Consider the following 20,151-nt stretch of genomic DNA (forward strand, 5'->3'; position numbering starts at 1 on the left):
TGCAATGGCATTTTTCCAAAAACTAACCGGCCAAGAACAAGTGGACCGCGACCTGTTGCTTTTGCTTTGCATCGGCGGGTTTTACGCGCTCGGTGTTTCCCTGTCGAACACGTTTGTCAACATTTATTTATGGAAACAGACCGGCGATTTCCGCGACTTGGCGCTATACAATTTGGCGGTCGTCACGATGCAGCCGCTGACGTTTATTTTCGCCGGACGGCTGGCGAAACAAATTGACCGCATCCTCGTTTTGCGGCTTGGCGTGTCGTGTTTAGCCGTTTTTTTTGTCACCGTTTTATTGGTCGGCTCTCGCGCTCATCAATATTTGCTTTTTCTCGGCGCGCTGCTCGGCGTCGGCTATGGTTTTTATTGGTTGGCGTTTAACGTGTTGACATTTGAAATTACCGAACCGGAGACGCGCGACTTTTTTAACGGTTTTTTCGGGGTGTTGACCTCATCAGCCGGCATGATCGGGCCGATTGCCGCCGGTTATATCATCTCATCGCTTCATGGAGCGAAAGGGTATACGTTCGTTTTCTCGCTGTCGCTCGGCTTGTTTCTTGTCGCTGTGCTGCTCAGCTTTTTCTTGAAGCGCCGCGCGGCCGCGGGGAAATATTTGTTCGTCCGCATTTTAAAGGAGCGAAATGAAAACCGGAACTGGCGGCTCATTACGAATGCCCACTTTTTTCAAGGATTGCGCGAAGGCACGTTTGTGTTTATCATTTCCGTGCTTGTGTATGTCACTTCTGGAAGTGAATGGGCGCTCGGCAAATTCGGGCTTGTCAACTCGTTTACATCGTTTGTCGCCTATTATGCCGTCTCCCGGCTGATCAAGCATGAATATCGGAAGAAAGCGATTTTGCTGGGAGGAGCGTTGCTATACGGAGCGATTTTTTTGATCGTCTTCCATCCAACCTATCCGCGCCTCATTCTTTATGCCATCACGATCGCCATTGCGTATCCATTGCTGCTTGTTCCGTATTCCTCCTTGACGTTTGACGTCATCGGAAAGAGCTGGAAATCGGCCGAGGCGCGCGTCGAATACATTGTTGTCCGGGAATTGTTTTTAAACGCCGGACGGGTGGCATCGATTTTAGCCTTTTTGACGGCTATGGCGCTCTTTGGTGAAGAGGCTGGCATTCGGGTGCTTATGTTTGTGTGCGGGGCCGGGCATTTGGTGATTTATTGGTTTGTCCGCCGCATTCGCTTGACTGATGGCCATCCGGAGCGGGAGCGGCAAGGGCGGCTTTTGCTTCGGCCGAAGCTGGCCGGCGAACGAGGCCGTTCGCCGGTGTGAGGGGCCAAGTTTTTCCCTAGCCATGACCGACTTTTTCTTTTACAATAGGGGGAGGAGAAGGAGGACCGGGGGATGAAACGGAAAAAGCGAGCACAAGTGCCGATTCGGTTAAACATTTTGTTTTTCTTTGTTTTTTTGTTGTTTTCAGCACTGATTTTACGCCTTGGCGTCGTACAAATCGTCTACGGTGAAGATTATCGGCGCGAAGTGGAGCGAACGCAGGATGAAATCGTCAGCACGCCGGTGCCGCGCGGCAAAATTTACGATCGATTCGGCCGCGTGATCGTCGACAACACGCCGAAAAAGACGATTACGTATACGCGCTCAAAATCGACCCAACCAGAAGAAATATTGGAAGTAGCCAAAAAGCTCGCCCAATATATCGATATCCCGGATGCAGAGAAAAAAGTGACGGAGCGCGATATGAAAGATTATTGGATTTTGACCCATCCGGAAGAAGCCAAAAAGAAAGTGAGCGAACAAGAACGGAAAAAGCTCGCTGACCAAGGGCTGACACAAAAAGAGATCGACAAAAAAGTGTACGAGTGGACGCTCGATCGCATCACCAAGCAAGATTTGGCGCAAATTTCGAAAGCAGAGCTTGAAGTGATCGCCATTAAACATGAGATGGAGAGCGGCTACGCCTTGACGCCGCAAACGGTCAAAAGCAAAGGGGTGACTGACCGCGAATATGCGGTCGTCAGCGAGCATTTGAGCGAGCTGCCCGGCGTCAATACGACGGTGGATTGGGACCGGAAATACGTCTATGACAACACATTCCGCTCTGTGCTCGGCAGTGTGACTGAAGAAGACGAAGGCGTCCCGCGCGAACGGCTCGATTACTTTTTAGCCCGCGACTACAGCCGCAATGACCGCGTCGGCAAAAGCTATTTGGAGATGCAGTATGAAGAAGTGCTGCACGGCAAAAAGGCAAAAGTGAAAAACGTTGTTGACAAATCGGGCAATGTCATCTCGGTTGAGCAAGTGTATCCAGGCGAGCGCGGCAAAGATCTCGTGTTGACCATCGATGCTGAATTGCAGCAAAAAGTCGAAGAGATCGTTCAGCAGGAGATTCTGGCGACGAAGCGCAAAGGCCGATCGCCGCTCTTGGACCGGGCGTTTGTCGTCATGATGAACCCGAAGACGGGCGAAGTGTTGGCGATGGCTGGAAAACTGCTTCGCGATGGCGAGTTTGTCGACTTTGCCATCGGCAACATTACGTCTGCTTATGCGATGGGATCGGCGGTGAAGGGGGCGACCATCCTTACCGGTTTTCAAACGGGAGTGCTCCATCCGAATACGTATATCAAGGACGAGCCGCTGTATATTAAAGATACCCCGGTGAAAAAATCGTGGAAAACGATGGGGACGATCAATGAACTGACGGCGCTCAAGCAGTCGTCGAACGTCTATATGTTCCAAACAGCGATCGCCATCGGGGACGGTGTGTATCGTCCGCACGCGCCGCTTCGCATCAATCCAGAGGCATTTGCGACGATTCGCCACTATTTCAGCCAATTCGGCCTTGGCGTGAAAACAGGCATCGATTTGCCGAACGAACTTAGCGGCTTCCAAGGCCAAGGCACGCTCGGCGGATTTTTGCTTGACTTAGCCATCGGCCAGTATGATATGTATACGCCGATGCAGCTGGCGCAGTACGTCTCGACGATCGCCAACGGCGGCTATCGGATGAAGCCGCAGCTCGTCAAAGAAATTCGTGAGCCGTCCATTGACGGAAAAGAACCTAGCCGCGTCATCAAACGGTTCGAGCCGGTCGTGTTAAACCGCGTCGATATGAAGACGGAATACATTGAGCGCGTGCAGGAAGGGTTCCGCCGCGTTATGCAAGAGCCGGGCGGAACGGCGTATGCGTATTTCGCCGGCGCTCCGTACAAGCCGGCCGGGAAAACAGGGACGGCTGAAGCGTTTTACGACGGGCCGATCAAAAGCCGCCGCAATGACTCGACCTACAATTTGACGCTTGTCGGCTATGCGCCGTACAACGATCCAGAAGTGTCGTTCGCCGTTGTGGTCCCATGGGCGACGCAAGGGGAAAGCGACGGCATTAACAACCGCATCGGCCGCCGTATTTTGGACGCCTATTTTGAATTGAAGGCGAAACGAATGGCTGGAGAGCCTGTTCAACCGCCAGCCGACGGCACCGAAACAACAGAACAATCTTGATGCTGAAGCTGATTCGATAGGGAGAGCTCCTTTTGTCGGATCAGCTCTTTTTATTTTTTAGAGGAAAGAGAAGCTATTGATGAAAAATAATGGATATTGGATATCTGGAGTTTACACAATCTTAACATTCTGTTTAAACCTTATTAACAGCGTCCGTTTATGATAGGGCATGTAAGGAAAAACTAGGACATGTAAAAGAAAACAGTCAGGGGGAAAAGCGATGAGCAAATGGAAACGGCTGATGTTGTCGAGTTTGCTTGGCGGAACAATGATGATTGCTGCCGCCTGTGGAGGAGGAAATGGAGCGCAGGAAAACGAGGCGGACAGTGGATCCGCAACGAAAGAGCTGTCCGGTGAAGTGATCATGGACGGTTCCTCGACGGTATATCCAATTGCGGAAGCAGCTGCTGAAGAATATATGATGGAACAGCCAAACGTCAAAGTTTCCGTCGGTGCTTCTGGAACGGGAGGGGGATTTGAGAAGTTCACGAAAGGGGAAACCGATTTTTCGAACGCCTCTCGTCCAATCAAAGAGGAAGAAAAACAGGCAGCTGCCGACAACGGCATCGAGTTCCAAGAGTTTCAGCTTGCCTATGACGGTCTTTCTGTTGTGGTCAATAAAGAAAACGATTGGGTTGATTACTTGACGGTGGATGAGTTGAAAAAAATGTGGACGGAAGACGGCACGGTGAAAAAATGGTCGGATATCCGTCCGGGCTGGCCGGATGAGGAAATCAAGTTTTTCTCGCCTGGTCATGATTCTGGGACATATGACTACTTTGATGAAGTGATTCTGGAAGGAAAAGAACTGGTCAAAACGGCTCAACTTTCGGAAGACGACAATATCCTCGTTCGTGGGGTTGAAGGGGATCAATATGCGATCGGCTACTTCGGTTATGCGTATTACTTGGAAAATAAAGATAAGCTGAAAGTGGTTCCGATCGATGGCGGCAACGGGCCAGTCGAGCCGACAAACGAGACGATTGAAACCGGGAAATACACCCCGCTTTCGCGGCCGCTGTTTACGTATGTGAACGTCAAATCGTTGAAAGAAAAGCCGCAAGTGTATGACTATATGGAGTTTTTGCTGGAAACAGCCGGGGACTTGGCGGAAGAGGTCGGTTACGTCCGCCTGCCGGAGGAAAAGTATAAAGAACAGCTTGAAACATTGGAAGGATTGAAATAGGTTTCGTTAGGCCGACGACAAGGGATGTCTGTCGGCCTAGACTTGTGACTGCGGTTGGAATAAGTCGGAAAGGAGTTTTCGTTTTATGGGGGTTCCAACGAAGAAAGAACAGCAGTTCTCGGTGCGGGAGATGATCGTTGAAAACCAAGCGCGGCAACATTGGACGAAAAGGATGGAAAAGCTCGCGCCGAAGTTCCTTTTTACATTGGCGGCACTCTCCGTGCTCGTAATGCTCGGCATTTTGTTTACCCTTCTTTTTGAGACGATCGAATTTTTCCGCCGTGTATCGATTGTTGAGTTTGTCACAAGCAAAGAGTGGCTTCCGTGGAATGAGGAACACGGATCGTTCGGAGTCGCTCCGCTTGTGACCGGCACGCTGCTGACGACCGGTATCGCTATGCTTTTGGCTATTCCGATTGGGCTCGCTTCGGCCATTTACTTGAGCGAGTATGCGTCGGAGCGGACGCGCCGAATCATCAAGCCGGCGCTCGAAGTGCTTGCCGGCATTCCGACGATCGTGTACGGGTTTTTTGCGTTGACGATCGTGACGCCGTTATTGCAAAAGGTCATCCCGGATCTAGAGATTTTTAATGCGCTCAGCCCGGGGCTCGTCATGGGGATTATGATCATTCCGATGATCGCCTCGCTGTCAGAAGACGCGATGAGCGCAGTGCCAAACTCCATTCGCGAAGGCGCCTTGGCCCTTGGCGCGACAAAGTTTGAAGTAGCGCTTAAGGTCGTGCTTCCTGCCGCCGCTTCCGGAGTGATTGCCTCATTTATTTTAGGCATTTCCCGGGCGGTCGGTGAAACGATGATCGTCGCGGTGGCTGGCGGATCATCGCCGGAGTTTACGTTTGATGTTACGCAATCGATTCAAACATTGACCGCTTACATCGTCCAGGTGACAACCGGCGACGCCGGCTATGGGACGACGATTTATTACAGCATTTACGCTGTCGGGATGACGCTCTTTATTTTCACGCTGCTGATGAATATATTGGCGCAATACATTTCCCGCCGATTGAGGGAGGAGTATTGAACACATGGAAAACAAATTGGACAAACCGCTCGTTTGGAGACGAATGAAAGGAAGGCTGGTGCAAAACGCCGTCTTGCAAGCCATTTTTTTTGCTGCTACGATTTTTGGACTCATTGTTCTCGCGTTATTATTATCCCGTGTCATCATGCAGGCGATCGGCTGGCTCGATGGTGATTTCTTAAACAGCTTTCCTTCGCGCCGTCCGGAGGAAGCTGGGATTAAATCCGGACTGGTTGGCTCCCTTTGGCTGATGATGATTGTCGCACCGGTTTCGTTTATTTTGGGGGTTGGGACGGCCATTTATTTGGAAGAATACGCGCGCAAAAACCGTTTCACCGCGTTGATTCAAACGAATATTTCCAATCTGGCCGGCGTGCCGTCGATCGTGTTTGGCCTGCTGGGGCTTACGGTTTTTGTCCGTGAGCTTGGGCTTGGGCGCAGTGTCTTGGCGGCCGGGTTGACGATGAGCTTGCTCGTTCTTCCGGTGATCGTCGTCGCGGCCCAAGAAGCGATTCGTGCGGTTCCTCAGCAGTTGCGGGAAGCGTCGTATGCCATGGGGGCGACGAAATGGCAAACGATTTGTCGGGTGGTGTTGCCGGCGGCGCTGCCGGGAATGCTGACGGGGGCCATTTTGGCGTTTTCCCGCGCTATTGGGGAGACAGCTCCGCTTGTGGTGCTCGGCATCCCGACGTTTATCGCCTACCTGCCGGGCAGCGTACTTGATACGTTTACCGCTATGCCGTTGCAAATTTACAACTGGACAGGGCGGCCGCAAGAGGAGTTTCAGCATGTAGCGGCTGCCGGGATTGTCGTCCTGCTCGTCTTTTTAATTTTGATGAATTCGGTCGCGGTATTGATTCGCAACAAGTTTCAAAAGCGGTTTTAACGCAAAAATTTCGGGGAAGAGCGAAAGGAGACCAATCAGATGATGGCAACAAAAACAAAGAAAACAAAACTCTCACCGTTGGTCGAACCGTCTGCGGCAACGCCGGCGGTCGAAGATGTTGCAACAAAAGGCGTTGTGTACGAGACAACAGATTTAAACTTATGGTATGGTGAACATCATGCGCTGAAGCACATTCATTTAACAATTTATGAAAATGAGGTGACGGCAATTATCGGGCCGTCAGGATGTGGAAAATCGACCTATATTAAAACGTTGAACCGAATGGTCGAGCTCGTGCCGAACGTCCGCATTGCCGGCCAGCTCGTCTACCGCGGGCGCAACATTTTTGACCCTTCCTATCCGGTTGAACAATTGCGGACACAAGTCGGCATGGTGTTTCAAAAGCCGAACCCGTTCCCGAAATCGATTTACGACAATATTGCGTACGGTCCCCGCATTCATGGCATCCGCAATAAAAAAGTGCTCGACGAAATTGTCGAAAAAAGTTTGCGAGGGGCGGCGCTTTGGGATGAGGTAAAAGATCGGCTGCACGATCATGCCTACGGGTTATCAGGCGGACAGCAGCAGCGATTGTGCATCGCCCGCTGTTTGGCGATTGAGCCGGACGTTATTTTAATGGATGAACCGACGTCGGCGCTCGATCCGATTTCCACGTTGAAAATCGAGGAACTTATTCAAGAATTGAAAAAACAATACAGCATCATTATCGTGACCCATAACATGCAGCAAGCGGCCCGCATTTCGGACAAAACAGCGTTTTTCTTGAACGGAGAAGTGATTGAATACGCAGAGACGAACAAGCTGTTTTCCAATCCGGCCGACCAGCGTACAGAAGACTACATTACCGGCCGTTTCGGATAAAAAACAAGGGAGGAAAGCCTGAAATGCGTGAAACGTTTGCTGATGACTTACGAGCGCTGCACAACAAGCTGGTTGAGATGGGGCGGTTAACAGAAGTGGCATTGCAACAGGCGATTGACGCGTTTCAAACACAAAACAAACATTTGGCGATGGCCGTCATTGACGGAGACGGCTTGATTGACAAGCTCGAAGAAGAAGTGAACGACTTTGCGTTGTGGCTCATTGCGAAACAGCAGCCGGTCGCGACCGACTTGCGCCGCATCATCGCCGCGATCAAAATCGCGGGCGATATCGAGCGGATCGCTGATTTTGCCGTTAATGTCGCCAAGGCGTGCATCCGCATCGGCGGCGAGCCGTTCGTCATCGACATCCGCCCGCTAGTGTCGATGCACCAATTGGCGGCAGACATGGTATCGGCGGCTATAACGGCGTACGATCGGGAAGATGCATCGCTGGCTGCACAAATTGCCGATATGGATCGTCAGGTTGACGAGCGGTACGGGGAGATGATGAGAGCGCTGCTTGAGATGGAGAAAACAGATAAAGAGGCGTTGGCGCAAATGAACGTGCTGGCTCTCGTCGCCCGGTATATTGAACGGACGGCGGATCATGCGACCAACATCGCCGAGCATCTCCTTTATCTCGTCAAAGGGAAGCATTATGATTTGAATGATTGATGCAAATACAAAGAAGGAGGCAGTCTTTTCATCATTTGCCTCCTTCTTTCCGTTATGGTTTAGCAATCAAGCGGCCGATTGCCGCGTAGTCCATATCGCTTCGCACGTTATAGGCGCCGGGGCGGATCGAGCGCGTCAGCCCGTGCTGCTGCAAGTACTCGCGAAACGTGCGAGCGCTTTGAATAATGCCGGCAGCCTCAAGCTCTTTGGCGAACGTTTCCGGAGTGTCGCCTTTTTGGATGACAAGGCGGTATATGTATACTGTTTTCGCCGGTTGCGCAGCCGGCTGTTCAGCCGACGTTTGCCGGTCGCGGCGAAGTTGATCGTATTCGCTTTTCGCAATGGCAACAAGCCCGCGTTGTTCGAGAAACGCCTGCACTTCCGCTTCCGTCGGCGCATCGGGGGCGGAATGATAATACGAGACACCGATGAATGACGTGGCAACAAGCAGGCCGAGAGCAAAGGCGCGCATCGTCCGTTTCTTCATCGCAGCAATCTCCTCACGATCCGCTCGACCTCGGCAACCGTCAAACCGGTCTCTTGCGCAATCTCTTCGGGCGGAAATCCTTGTTTATGCAAAAAGAAGATGCGCCGCTCGGTGTCGGAAAAAGGACCGCGGCGGGGCGGGCGCCGGCGCTCAGGGATGAGCAGTTCCTCCTCGATGACTTGCAGCCGTTTTTTCATTTGATACGTTTCTTGCGCCAACGAGACAGCCAGCTGGTCAATTTGTTCTTCGAGCGGTTTCAGTTCATCTTTCGCAAAAAAGGAAAGAACAAGGAGAATAATGGCTAGAGCTGCCAAAGCGATGATTGCGTATTCCACCACATGCATCCCTCCCCTTTTCACTATACCATACCATTCTCTGCTTGTGGCGCTCTTATTGAACAAAGATGAAATTTAGAGGTGGAAATCGCCGAAGAAAAATGGTATCATAGAAAGGTCTGATTATATATAAAGTATAAAGCTCGTTTGGAGGGAAAAAAGATGCGCGTGAACATTACATTGGCATGCACAGAATGCGGCGAACGCAACTATATTACATCGAAAAATAAACGCAACAACCCAGAGCGTTTGGAATTGAAAAAATATTGCCCGCGGGACCGCAAAGTTACGTTGCATCGCGAAACGAAGTAAGCAGTAGGAACGCCATTCCTGCTGCTTTTTTATCTTTCGGGCAGAGAGGGGAGCGACGATGGACCGCAAACGGGAACTGCGCCGTCATATGCTCAGCCGGCTTCGGCAGCTTCCGGCGCCTGAAAAACGAGTTTGCGACCGGCAAATTGCCGGTTATTTATATCAATGGACGCCGTGGAAACAAGCCCGGGCGATCGCCATCACGGTGGCGCGGGAGACGGAAGTGGATACGGCGCCGATCATTGAACAAGCTTGGAGGGAAGGAAAAAAAGTCGGCGTGCCAAAATGCGACCCAGCGGCGAAAACGATGACGTTTCGGCGGATCGTGTCGTTTGCCCAGCTTGAAGAGGCGTATGCCGGGCTGCTTGAGCCGATCGAGGAACAAACGACGGCGATGGATCGCGAGGAGTTTGATCTCATTATTGTTCCAGGAGTGTGTTTTGCCAAAAATGGCTTTCGGATCGGCTACGGCGGCGGGTATTATGACCGGTACTTGCCGGGGGCGGCGGCAGTGACGGCGGCGCTTGCCTATTCGTTTCAAGTGGTGGACGACATCCCAGCAGAAGAACATGACGTGCCGGTAGAGTTCATTATTACCGATAAAGGGGTCATTCGCTGTGAGCGGTGAATGGGCGTATATTGCTGCATCCGCCATCGCAGCCGGCGGCGGGTGGCTGCTGCGCTTGCTGTCCGCCTCGGGAGCGGCGGCGACCGTTGTTGTCGGCGCCTTGGTTGGGTATGGTTTTTCATGGAGCGGGCTATGGTTGCTGGGATTATTTTTTGCCAGCTCCAGCTTTTTCAGCCATATCGGGAGGCGGAAAAAGGAGAAACTCGCCGAAAAGGTGGCAAAAGGGGGGCGGCGCGATGCGGTCCAAGTGCTGGCCAACGGTGGAGTGCCGGCTGCGCTCGGACTGCTGGCGGCGCTGCTCCCTGACCCGGTTTGGAACGAGCTGTTCGTCGTCGCGGTCGCGGCGGCGAACGCCGATACATGGGCGTCGGAAATCGGTGCCTTGAGCCGGCGTCCGCCGCGGACATGGCCGAGTTTTCAGCCGGTCGAGGCCGGCACTTCCGGAGCGGTGACGCTCCTTGGCACGGCCGCTTCCCTTGCTGGGGCGCTGTTCATCGCCGCCAGCGGCGCGTTGCTCCTTCCCGCTGCACCGTGGCTCCCCCTTGCACTGTTCGGCTGGTTTGGCAGCTGGCTGGATACATGGCTTGGCGCCGCCTGGCAGACCGTTTACCGCTGTCCGGTATGCGGGATCGCCACCGAGCGAAAACAGCATTGCGGGCGGATGACCGTTCAGGTGAAAGGATGGCGCTGGCTTGACAACGATGCCGTCAACGTCTTGTCGGCTGCCGGTGCGGTGCTTGCCGCCGCCCTTGTGCTGGGGCGTTAGGCCGTCTGCTTCATAATTAAGGGGAAAAAGGGAAAAAGAATAACGAGCATGTCATATGATGAAGGGGGAACACCAATGAACAAATGGTCGTACTCGCTGTTGGCGGTCGCAGCCGGATGGCTCGCCTATCGTTATCGTTACCGAATGGCTGACTGGGCGTTGCGCATTCCGCCGCTGCGAAAGCAGCTTGTTCGCTTTGCGCTCAACATTCCGGCGGTGCGCAACGCGGTTGTGTCGCAAATGTTGCGCTAGAGAGGCGGTGGCCGGCTGGCCGTTTTATGATGCCGCGAACGGGAAGCTGGCCACCCTTATCGTCGATTTCAAAGCGGGCGGGTGGAAAAAGCGCGCCTGGGGCGGGAACGGCACAGCCTCCCTCTGGATTGCGCTGGATCATCCAGACAGCCGGAGCTTTGCTGTCCGCCAGGTTCGGCCTGCTGGAGAAAGGGAGAGGAGAACATGGTTGGAACGATGGATGTATTGTTTTGGCAGCTTGTTCATCTTTTGCTTCGCGGCGGTTACCGCATCGCGCGGATGGCCGAACGCGGGGATGAAGTATGGCTCGAATCGGCCCGCTGGCGGCGGCCGACACTCATCCGCCTCGTCCGCGCCGATTTCGACTGGAGTCGGTCGCTGCGTCTTGATATGGAATATACGTGGCAATTCATTCGGCGGATGGACGGACGGGCAACCGGCAGAGGAGGCCAGGTTGTCAACGTATACATCATGGCGTATCCGCCGGTTGATGACTGGGAGTTTCTCATTGACGAACCGCTGCCGCTTTTAGGGACGGGCGATGGCGCGTTTCATACGCTTCTCATTCATAGCGGCAACATCAATGACATGCTGCCGCGGCTCGAGGAGATGACCGGGGCGGCGCTCCGCCCGGCTCCATCTGCGGAAGAGGAAGACCCGTTCGCCGCCGCCGAGCGTTTCAAACATCAAGTGCTGACGGAATGGCGCCGCCAACGGGAGGAAGAGCGGCGCATTTTTGAATACGGCAGGCCGGTGTTCACTCGGCTGCTGATGATCGTGCAAGTCGCTATGTTTTTTGTTCTCGAGTGGAGCGGCGGCAGCACGGACCCCAACGTCTTGATCCGGTATGGCGCCAAATTCAATCCGCTCATTGAGGCGGGGGAATGGTGGCGATTTTTGACGCCGATGTTTTTGCATATCGGGTTTTTGCATTTGTTGACGAACACGTTTGCGCTGTATTATTTAGGGACGATGACAGAGCGGTTATACGGTTCGCTTCGCTTTTTGATCATTTATGCAACGGCTGGTTTTTTCGGAACGCTGTCGAGCTTTTTGTTCACTCCATCGATTTCGGCCGGGGCGTCCGGCGCCATTTTCGGATTGTTTGGGGCGCTTCTTTATTTTGGGACGGTTTACCGGCATCTATTTTTTCGGACGATGGGCATGAACGTAATCAGCTTAATCGTCGTCAACCTGCTGTTTGGCCTGCTTGTTCCCGGCATTGACAACGCCGGCCATATCGGCGGGCTTGTCGGCGGCTTTCTGGCAGCGGGTGCTGTCCATTTGCCGAAGCAGACCGCTTCGGGGCGGCAGGCCGGCGCATTGGCCGCCGCGTTGTTATTGGCAGCGTCCGGCTTATGGCTTGGTTTCCGCTAAGGAACTTGGATGAGCATGACTTTGTCTCCATTTTTCGCTTCAAGCAAAACAAGGATTTGACCGTAATCTTTCCGGATCAAAATAAGGGGCACCGTGCTGCCGATCGGCGAGAGGATGGAGCCATCCTCTTTTTTTATGCCGAGAACGTACGACTTATAGATCCCCTCCCATAGGCGGCCGATGATCGTCTGTGTTTTTGTCATCGACAAGCCGGGCAGCGGTTGTTCCGTATAAGCGACAAGCTCCGGCAAATAAAGGGCGTAGTAGTCTTCTTTCGATAGCGAAAAATGGGAAAGCAGCTCGTCCGCCTTATGGCGGAGAAATTCGTTCGTTGCCTTGTTCAAGACGCGCTGCCATTCGCGCTCGGCGTCCGTTTTCGGCCGGCGGAATGATGCGAGCGGATGGTATGGCGAGTCGATGACATACAAATACGCGCTTGACATCGTTTGGCTGCTTGTGATCGTTTCGCCCCTGTGCAGTTCACCATGATGGAACGAAATGGCTTGGAAAAAACGGCTGTCATGCATAATTACTGTTTTTTCCATGGCGATCGTTCCGGTGTTCGTCTCCCATCGGGACAATACATCCACCAATCGGCCGTCAGCAAACAGCAATGAAACGTCTTGCCGCAAATAGGCGCGGCGGTTCAGCGTGGAGACAGTGGACCAACGCAGCGAATAGCGCCCGCGCTCTTTGTTTGTTGCAAGCGCAAGAGAGGTTTTCGCTTCGGTGAACACCGCCTCGCGGTCAAGCGGGAAAAATTTAATCGTTTCCTCGGTGCGCTGACGCTCCCACCACGAAAACAGCGCAGCTATAGCGGCGAGAAAAAACGCTGCTCCTACGGCGGCCAACAACCATCGTCTCATGGCATCCTCCCTGAGCGGACAAGTTTCCACCAATATATGCATAGAAAGGGACATTTATGTATGAATTTCCTGCTGGTTGTCTATGATGGGGAGTATACAGTGACACGAGATGCAGGAGGATGGCGATGGACAAACGTGTGCCGAAACGGCCAGCTTCATGCCGTCTCAAAGACAATGCGGCTTACTTAGCCGAACGGCTTGGAGTCGGGAAGAGCTTCGATGTCATTCGCCTTGACGTCGAATATGGCGGCCGGGCGATGGCGTTGTTTATGATTGACGGATTTGTCAAAGACGATATTTTGCATTATTTGATGAGATATTTGTCCCGGCTTGAGGAACACGAACTGGACGTTCACCCGCTTGAGAAGCTCCTGAAAAAATATCTTCCGTACGTCGAGATCGGACAGACAGACGACTTGGAAGAAGCGGTCGCGATGGTGCTTGCTGGGCCGACGGCATTAGTCGTTGACGGCGTTGAGCGGATCATTTTGATTGACGCCCGCACGTATCCGGTGCGCGGGCCGCAAGAGCCGGATACGGAACGGGTCGTACGCGGGGCGCGCGACGGTTTTGTCGAGACGATCGTCTTTAACACCGCGCTCATCCGCCGCCGCGTCCGCGACCCGTCGCTGCGGATGGAATATGTACAGGTGGCGCGCCGCTCGAAAACGGACATTTGCATTTGCTATATTGAAGAAATTGCCGACCCGGAACTTGTCCGCCGCGTTCGGGAATCGATTACCGCCATTGACACAGACGGGCTGGTTATGGCTGAGAAAACGGTGGAAGAGTTTATTTCCGGACGGCATTGGAATCCGTACCCGGTTGTCCGCTATACGGAACGCCCTGATACGGCAGCGGCCCATTTGTATGAAGGCCATGTGCTTGTGATCGTCGATGGATCGCCAAGTGTCATTATTACCCCGGCAACGTTTTGGCATCATTTGCAGCACGCTGAAGAGTACCGGAATAAGCCGATCGTCGGGGCGTATTTGCGGCTCGTTCGCTTTTTGGCTGTCTGGGCGTCGGTGTTTTTGCTGCCGCTTTGGTATTTGCTCATGATCGAGCCGGAACTGCTGCCGGATCCACTCCAGTTTTTGGGAAAGGCCAAATTGGGAGACATTCCGCTGTTTGCACAAATTTTGATGATTGAAATCGGGATGGATATGCTGCGAATGGCCGCCATTCATACACCGTCTTCGCTGGCGACCGCGCTCGGCCTCGTCGCCGCGCTTATGATCGGCGGCATTGCCGTGGAGGTCGGCCTCTTTTCCAACGAAGTGATTTTATATTTCTCGGTTGCCGCCATCGGCACGTTTGCGACGCCCAGCTATGAAATGAGCTTGGCGAACCGGCTCGTCCGCATTGCCTTGCTCATTTTGTCGGGCCTGTTCGGCCTGTACGGTTATGTCATCGGCATCACCGTTTGGATTCTTGCCTTGGCGCGGATGACGTCATTTGGCGTTCCGTACTTATGGCCGTTCATCCCGTTCTCCTACCGAGCGATGCGCGACGTGCTCATCCGGTCGCCGATGCCGCTCAAAAACCGGCGGCCGGCGATTCTTCACCCGCGCGACCCTGACCGCTGACGCAGGTGCTGATTTTTAGCGCCTGCGTTTTTTTTGTCTTGACGGCCGCGGCCGTTTGCCGCTACATTAAAAGAGGAAAAAAGGAGCATGAATGATGATGAAGACGGTATACGATGTTCAGCAGCTGTTGAAACGGTTTGGCACGATCATTTACGTGGGCGACCGGCTCGCTGATCTGGAGCTGATGGAAGAGGAAGTGAAAGAGCTGTACCAGTCCCAGCTGATCGATGCGAAACAGCTGCAAGCCGCTTTGTTTATTTTGCGGCAGGAAGCGCAAATGGAGCGGGAAAAACGGATGAAAAAAGGATGAGGATGCAATGGAACCATGGTTGGTAGGCATTGACCTCGGGGGCACGACAATCAAAATGGCGTTTGTCACCACCGAGGGTGACATCGTGCACAAATGGGAAATTCCGACGAACACCGCCAATCGCGGTGAGCATATCGTCGCTGACATTGCCCGATCGCTTGAAAAGACGCTCGCCCAGCTCGGCGGAGCGAAAGAGAGGCTGCTTGCCGCCGGCATCGGCGCCCCCGGACCGGTCGAAGAGGAAACCGGCATGTTGTATGAGACGGTCAATATAGGGTGGACGAATTATCCATTGAAGCAACGGCTGGAAGAGGCGACGGGGCTGCCCGTTTCGGTCGATAATGACGCCAATCTCGCCGCGCTTGGCGAAATGTGGAAAGGAGCAGGGGGAGGAGCGCGCCATTTGTTGTTTGTGACGCTTGGCACCGGCGTTGGCGGCGGTGTGATTGCCAACGGAGCCATTGTGCGCGGCATAAACGGCGCCGGCGGAGAGATCGGACATATGACGATGATCCCTGATGGCGGCGCCCGTTGCAACTGCGGCAAAACCGGATGTTTGGAAACGATTGCGTCCGCCACCGGCATCGTGCGGATCGCCAAGGAGAAATTGACCGCAGATGAGCGTCCGAGTGAGCTTCGCAATGGGGATGTGACGGCTAAAGCGGTGTTTGACGCCGCCAAAGCGGGCGATGCGCTGGCATTGGAAGTGGTCGATGAAGCAACGTACTATCTTGGTTGGGCGTTGGCGAATGCCGCCAATGTGACGAACCCGGAGAAAATCGTGATCGGCGGCGGCGTGTCCAAGGCGGGTGACATGCTTGTCGAGCGCGTGGCCGCCCATTTCCGCCGCTTCGCGTTCCCGCGCGTCGCCGCTGGGGCGAAGCTTGTTTTAGCGACGCTTGGCAACGATGCCGGCGTCATCGGCGCCGCCTGGCTGGCGAAAGAGCTTGTCGGCGCGTAAACAACGGAAGGTGTCCCAAAAAGGTTGGGGCGCCTTTTCTTATTGTTGGATGATATGAGATTGGAACGAACTTTAAAGAAGGAGATGTTTGCGAACATTCGTGCACTGCCGCCTGCCAGGCGCTCATTTTTTGCCGTCTGCCGACATATGTTAAGGTAAAGAAATGGGAAGGGGAGACGGCGCATGCACCTTCAAGCATGGCCCGGCGATACGTTTGAAACATATGGACGATGGTTTTCGGTGCCGACTGAACTGATCATCGATTCGAATCCGCATGTGGAAGAGGGATTGCGCCCTGGGCAGACCGTTGCCATCCCGGGATACGCGCCGATCGATACGTGGGAAGCGCTCGCTGACCGCCTATCGCTGCCGACGGAGGTGCTGCGGCGGCTGCCGGGGGCGATGGCGGTCATCAACGGAACAGCGCCGCTGCCGAAGCGGATTTCGTCCCCGGTCGTCCGCAGCGTCCGTCCGTACGATTTTGCCGCTTTGATGGAGGATATCACCGCCCTCGTCTGTCGCTATCCGTTTGTGCGCCAGCGGACGATCGGCCATAGCGTTCTCGGCTTGCCGCTCGTTGAACTGCAAATCGGCCGCGGGCCGGTGCGCGTGCATATGAACGGATCATTCCACGCGAATGAGTGGATCACGACGGCCGTAATCATGGCGCTCATCGACGAGTACGCGAGGGCGTTGGTTAACGATGACGAGCTTGCTGGCCATCGGGTGCTTGATTATTACCGTAAAGTGACTCTTTCCGTTGTGCCGATGGTCAATCCCGACGGCGTCAACCTTGTGCTGAACGGCCCGCCGGAAGAAGAGCCGCATCGGAGCGAAGTCGTCTGCATCAACGGTGGATCGCTCGACTTTTCGCAATGGAAAGCGAACATCCGCGGCGTTGATTTAAACAATCAATTCCCAGCTAACTGGGAAATAGAACAGACCCGCAAACCGCCGAAAGCGCCGGCACCGCGTGATTTTCCAGGATTCGCCCCGCTTACGGAGCCGGAGGCGAAAGCGATGGCGGCGCTCGCCGAGTCGGGCGATTTTGCGATGGTCGTCGCGTTTCATACACAAGGCAAGGAAATTTATTGGGGATATGAAGGGTTCGAGCCGCCGGAGGCGAAGGCAACGGTTCAGGCGATGGCTGAAGCAAGCGGCTACCAGGCTGTTCGCTACATTGACAGCCATGCCGGCTACCGCGATTGGTTCATTCAAACGTGGAGACGGCGCGGTTACACGGTGGAGCTCGGCGAGGGTGTCAATCCATTGCCGCTCTCGCAGTTTGCGCGAATATATCGCGACAGCCTCGGCCTGTTTTTAGCAGCGCTCAAAATGGCATAAAAAAACGCAAGAGGCATGATTCGCCTCTTGCGTTTTCAGAGCGTGCCGGTTGGAATGCCATGATGTAAAATGGTCATGATGGTAAACCAGCCGAATACGGCGGTAGTGGCAAGTCCAAACAAAAATCCGAGCACGTTTTTCTCGCGCAATGTACGGAGCATTCCATAAAGGGCAAGCAGCGTTACAAGTGCAAAAATAATGACCGTACCCATCGTTTTACCCCCTCATGAAACAGTATGTACAAACGTGTCCATTCTTTTTCATTGTAATCTTTTTTCCTCCATTTGTCGAGGTCCCTTTCTCTTTTCTCTTCCATCGCTTGAAAAAAAGCAGTAAAATAAAGTTAAATATTGGACATGTCAAGGAAAGGAGGAGATGGCCATGGAATGGACGCGCATCCCTGTCGGCCCGATTCAGGCCAACGCTTACTTGTTGTCGTCTGCAGATCGACAATGCCTAATCGTTGACCCCGGCGCGGAAGGCGCGGCGCTCGTCCGCCGGATCGAGGAAAAAGGGCTGACCCCGTTGGCGATTTTGCTGACGCATGCGCATTTTGACCATATTGGCGGCATCCCGGACGTGCTTGCCCGCTGGGACATTCCAGTGTATGTGCACGAAAAGGAAAAACAATGGCTGCAAGATCCGGCATTGAATGGCTCGCTTTATTTCGGCGGTCCGGTCGCTGTCCGCTGCGAACCGACATGCCTGAAAGGACCGACGGTGCTGAACATTGGTCCGTTTGCGTTGGATGTCCGCGAAACGCCGGGTCATTCCCCGGGCAGCGTCTCGTATTATTGCAAACAAGCCAATATTGTGTTTTCCGGCGATGCGCTGTTTGCCGGCAGCATCGGACGCACGGATTTGCCAGGCGGCAACCATCAGCAGCTGTTGAAAAGCATTCATGACGAACTGCTTACGCTGCCGGAGGAAACGATCGTTCTTTCAGGCCATGGGCCAGAGACGACGATCGCCGCGGAGATGGATGCAAATCCGTTTTTGCATGGGTTTTCGTAAGAAAAAAAGCCGTCTACGTCGGCTTCACACAAGCAATTCCCTCGGGCAAACGCAGGCGGCTCCTTTGGGCAAGGAAAAGCGCAACGGAAGGCCTCCTGGCGCCGGAACACACAAAAAAACCCTTCTTAGCCGCGCCAAGAAGGGTTTTTGGGGGATGTTCTATCCACAATAATGGGAGGGGATATAGTTAAGCTGCTACTATAACAATATATGATTATTTTCACTATGTCAACAGTAAAAAAGTGAACGACTCCCACTTCACTTTGCTTGAGGCGGGAGCTTCTTTCGGAATGATGATGAAGACGGGGTAGAGAAATGGTGATGGGTCGATTGTATGAACAGATTGCCGCAGCGCCGGGTGGGCGGGTGTCGTACGCCGATTACATGCAGACGGTTCTTTACGACGAACGATTCGGCTACTATATGCGAGAGCGGGCGAAAATCGGCAAGGAAGGCGATTTTTTTACGAACAGCTCATTCGCGCCGGTGTTTGGCAAAGCGCTTGCTTCGTTTTTCATTCGGATTGTTGAGCGGGGCGGCCTGCCGCCGGCGATTTGCGAGTGGGGGGGCGGGGATGGACGTTTGGCGCTGGCGATATTGGAAGAATGGGAGAAAAAAAGCCCTGATACATACCGTGAGTTGTCGTATACGATCATCGATCAAAGCCTGTTCCACCGTCAAAGGCAGCGGGAAACGCTTCGCGCGGCTGCCGATAAAGTGGAGCAATATGACAACGTCTCCCGCTGGCTCGCCGAGCGTGGGCCGTTTTCTGGGATCGTATTCAGCAATGAATTTTTTGACGCACTCCCGGTTCATGTGATTGCAAAGGAACAAGGGATTCTTTATGAATGTTTCGTCGCCGCCCGTGACGGCCGGCTCGTCGAGGAAAAGGAGCCGCTTTGCAATTTGGATATTGCCCGCTACTTGGCTGAGCGCGGCCTCTCGCTTGCCGAAGGGCAGCGCTTGGAAGTGCCGCTCGCGGCAAGATCATTTTGGCTTGACATCGGGCCGCAGTTTCGCCAGGCGGTGATGGTGACGATTGATTATGGTTATACGGACGAACAGCTGCGGGCGCCGGCGCGGCGGCACGGCAGCTTGCGGGGTTATTTCCGCCATCAGCTCGTCCCCGACCCGCTTCACCGTCCTGGGGAGATGGATTTGACGGCCCATGTACAATGGGATGCCATCCGCTTGTACGCCCGGCAGACCGGGTGGGAGGAGGTGGCGTTTCTCCGCCAAGATCGGTTTTTGCTTGCTGCCGGTCTCTTGGACGAATGGGCAGTTTCCAAAAGCGCGGAGTTGTTTGCCCCGCCGAGCCGGGAAGACCGGATGCTTCGCGCGTTGGTCGCCGATGACGGCATCAGCCGTTTTTTCGATGTGCTCATCGGACAAAAAGGCGTGAAGCTTCCCATCCCGGACATTTGGGCGGCGCCGGAATTTTTGCCATAAAGACAAACAGGCAGAGAACGGGCTCTGCCTGTTTTCATTCGCCCATGCCGGGCACCATCATGAACGTCGTCCAGTATGTAAAAGCGGCAAAGAAAATCGTCAAATACGCCCCGAAAATGTAAATGTACATTCGCTCGGTCAGTTTCAAAAAGCCGACGAAAAGGAAAAACACGGTTTGGCCAAAGAAGATGAGCGATGTCGTATGCATATGGCCAAGATAAAACATGACGGCAAAAATGCCAGTCCAAAAAGCCAAGACGCGGAACATGCGATCCATTATGTATCCCTCCTTTTTGAGCAATCCATTGGT

23 protein-coding genes are annotated in these 20,151 nt (G+C 53.8%); 18 read left to right on the top strand and 5 right to left on the bottom strand.

Annotation, left to right across the window (positions count from 1 at the left end):
* Positions 1-4 precede the first annotated feature (4 nt).
* The 7 genes from CD000_RS03045 to phoU all read left to right on the top strand — a co-directional run bounded on the left by CD000_RS03045 (position 5) and on the right by phoU (position 8,151).
* Positions 5-1,297 (top strand): MFS transporter, encoded by a 1,293-nt coding sequence (locus CD000_RS03045; RefSeq protein ID WP_096224849.1) that lies wholly within the window; start codon positions 5-7, stop codon positions 1,295-1,297.
* Between the two features lie 72 nt (positions 1,298-1,369).
* Entirely contained in the window at positions 1,370-3,481 is a 2,112-nt protein-coding gene (locus CD000_RS03050; protein WP_096224850.1) for a peptidoglycan D,D-transpeptidase FtsI family protein, read from the top strand.
* A gap of 220 nt (positions 3,482-3,701) precedes the next feature.
* Positions 3,702-4,667, top strand: a complete 966-nt coding sequence (locus tag CD000_RS03055; protein ID WP_033010220.1) for a PstS family phosphate ABC transporter substrate-binding protein — start codon at positions 3,702-3,704, stop codon at positions 4,665-4,667.
* An 85-nt stretch (positions 4,668-4,752) separates the two neighbouring features.
* Positions 4,753-5,706, top strand: coding sequence for a phosphate ABC transporter permease subunit PstC (gene pstC, locus CD000_RS03060; protein WP_096224851.1), 954 nt, complete (start codon positions 4,753-4,755; stop codon positions 5,704-5,706).
* A 4-nt stretch (positions 5,707-5,710) separates the two neighbouring features.
* On the top strand, positions 5,711-6,592 hold the full coding sequence (gene pstA / locus CD000_RS03065) for a phosphate ABC transporter permease PstA (protein ID WP_096224852.1): 882 nt from the start codon (positions 5,711-5,713) through the stop codon (positions 6,590-6,592).
* Between the two features lie 39 nt (positions 6,593-6,631).
* On the top strand, positions 6,632-7,474 hold the full coding sequence (gene pstB / locus CD000_RS03070; protein ID WP_044743156.1) for a phosphate ABC transporter ATP-binding protein PstB: 843 nt from the start codon (positions 6,632-6,634) through the stop codon (positions 7,472-7,474).
* Positions 7,475-7,497: 23 nt separating this feature from the next.
* Positions 7,498-8,151, top strand: a complete 654-nt coding sequence (phoU, locus tag CD000_RS03075; protein ID WP_096224853.1) for a phosphate signaling complex protein PhoU — start codon at positions 7,498-7,500, stop codon at positions 8,149-8,151.
* Positions 8,152-8,203: 52 nt separating this feature from the next.
* Here phoU and CD000_RS03080 read toward each other — a convergent pair whose 3' ends face one another.
* Together CD000_RS03080 and CD000_RS03085 are read right to left on the bottom strand one after the other, a co-directional pair.
* The gene (locus CD000_RS03080) at positions 8,204-8,638 is read right to left on the bottom strand and encodes an MltG/YceG/YrrL family protein (protein ID WP_033010213.1); all 435 of its coding nucleotides are present in this window, start codon (positions 8,636-8,638) and stop codon (positions 8,204-8,206) included.
* Positions 8,635-8,976, bottom strand: coding sequence for a hypothetical protein (locus CD000_RS03085; protein WP_096224854.1), 342 nt, complete (start codon positions 8,974-8,976; stop codon positions 8,635-8,637). The genes CD000_RS03080 and CD000_RS03085 overlap by 4 nt, the downstream gene beginning before the upstream one ends.
* 159 nt (positions 8,977-9,135) lie before the next feature.
* Between CD000_RS03085 and rpmG the strand changes: the two genes are divergently transcribed.
* The 5 genes from rpmG to CD000_RS03105 all read left to right on the top strand — a co-directional run bounded on the left by rpmG (position 9,136) and on the right by CD000_RS03105 (position 12,308).
* Positions 9,136-9,285, top strand: coding sequence for a 50S ribosomal protein L33 (gene rpmG / locus CD000_RS03090; protein ID WP_011231931.1), 150 nt, complete (start codon positions 9,136-9,138; stop codon positions 9,283-9,285).
* 58 nt (positions 9,286-9,343) lie between these two features.
* Entirely contained in the window at positions 9,344-9,913 is a 570-nt protein-coding gene (locus tag CD000_RS03095; RefSeq protein ID WP_033010210.1) for a 5-formyltetrahydrofolate cyclo-ligase, read from the top strand.
* A complete protein-coding gene (locus tag CD000_RS03100; RefSeq protein WP_033010209.1) occupies positions 9,903-10,679 on the top strand; it encodes a DUF92 domain-containing protein in 777 nt (258 codons plus the stop codon). The genes CD000_RS03095 and CD000_RS03100 overlap by 11 nt, the downstream gene beginning before the upstream one ends.
* A 75-nt stretch (positions 10,680-10,754) precedes the next feature.
* Entirely contained in the window at positions 10,755-10,931 is a 177-nt protein-coding gene (locus CD000_RS18640) for a hypothetical protein (protein WP_167438915.1), read from the top strand.
* Between the two features lie 204 nt (positions 10,932-11,135).
* The gene (locus CD000_RS03105) at positions 11,136-12,308 is read left to right on the top strand and encodes a rhomboid family intramembrane serine protease (RefSeq protein ID WP_063211702.1); all 1,173 of its coding nucleotides are present in this window, start codon (positions 11,136-11,138) and stop codon (positions 12,306-12,308) included.
* On the opposite strand, the gene CD000_RS03110 is transcribed toward CD000_RS03105, so the two are convergent.
* Positions 12,305-13,174 carry a hypothetical protein gene (locus CD000_RS03110; protein ID WP_096224855.1) on the bottom strand — a complete coding sequence of 290 codons (870 nt, stop codon included), beginning with the start codon at positions 13,172-13,174 and terminating at the stop codon, positions 12,305-12,307. The genes CD000_RS03105 and CD000_RS03110 overlap by 4 nt on opposite strands.
* A gap of 125 nt (positions 13,175-13,299) precedes the next feature.
* On the opposite strand from CD000_RS03110, the gene CD000_RS03115 reads away from it, so the two are divergent.
* The 4 genes from CD000_RS03115 to CD000_RS03130 all read left to right on the top strand — a co-directional run bounded on the left by CD000_RS03115 (position 13,300) and on the right by CD000_RS03130 (position 17,378).
* Positions 13,300-14,763 (top strand): spore germination protein, encoded by a 1,464-nt coding sequence (locus CD000_RS03115; protein WP_096224856.1) that lies wholly within the window; start codon positions 13,300-13,302, stop codon positions 14,761-14,763.
* 97 nt (positions 14,764-14,860) lie between these two features.
* A complete protein-coding gene (locus CD000_RS03120; protein WP_011231924.1) occupies positions 14,861-15,073 on the top strand; it encodes a YqgQ family protein in 213 nt (70 codons plus the stop codon).
* A gap of 7 nt (positions 15,074-15,080) precedes the next feature.
* Complete coding sequence (locus CD000_RS03125) at positions 15,081-16,034, top strand: ROK family glucokinase (RefSeq protein ID WP_011231923.1); 954 nt, start codon at positions 15,081-15,083, stop codon at positions 16,032-16,034.
* 183 nt (positions 16,035-16,217) lie between these two features.
* Positions 16,218-17,378: a M14 family metallopeptidase gene (locus CD000_RS03130; protein WP_062898811.1), complete on the top strand. Its 1,161-nt coding sequence runs from the start codon at positions 16,218-16,220 to the stop codon at positions 17,376-17,378.
* Positions 17,379-17,413: 35 nt separating this feature from the next.
* Here the strand turns inward: CD000_RS03130 and CD000_RS03135 are convergent, their stop codons facing one another.
* Positions 17,414-17,590: a DUF2759 domain-containing protein gene (locus tag CD000_RS03135; RefSeq protein WP_096224857.1), complete on the bottom strand. Its 177-nt coding sequence runs from the start codon at positions 17,588-17,590 to the stop codon at positions 17,414-17,416.
* A gap of 169 nt (positions 17,591-17,759) precedes the next feature.
* On the opposite strand from CD000_RS03135, the gene CD000_RS03140 reads away from it, so the two are divergent.
* Positions 17,760-18,392 (top strand): MBL fold metallo-hydrolase, encoded by a 633-nt coding sequence (locus tag CD000_RS03140; protein ID WP_011231920.1) that lies wholly within the window; start codon positions 17,760-17,762, stop codon positions 18,390-18,392.
* 321 nt (positions 18,393-18,713) lie between these two features.
* Positions 18,714-19,841: a class I SAM-dependent methyltransferase gene (locus CD000_RS03145; RefSeq protein ID WP_096224858.1), complete on the top strand. Its 1,128-nt coding sequence runs from the start codon at positions 18,714-18,716 to the stop codon at positions 19,839-19,841.
* A gap of 34 nt (positions 19,842-19,875) precedes the next feature.
* Here CD000_RS03145 and CD000_RS03150 read toward each other — a convergent pair whose 3' ends face one another.
* Positions 19,876-20,118 (bottom strand): DUF2626 domain-containing protein, encoded by a 243-nt coding sequence (locus tag CD000_RS03150; protein ID WP_033010198.1) that lies wholly within the window; start codon positions 20,116-20,118, stop codon positions 19,876-19,878.
* Positions 20,119-20,151: the final 33 nt, after the last annotated feature.

The organism is Geobacillus sp. FJAT-46040 (genome assembly GCF_002335725.1).
GTDB classification, from domain to species: Bacteria; Bacillota; Bacilli; order Bacillales; family Anoxybacillaceae; genus Geobacillus; species Geobacillus thermoleovorans.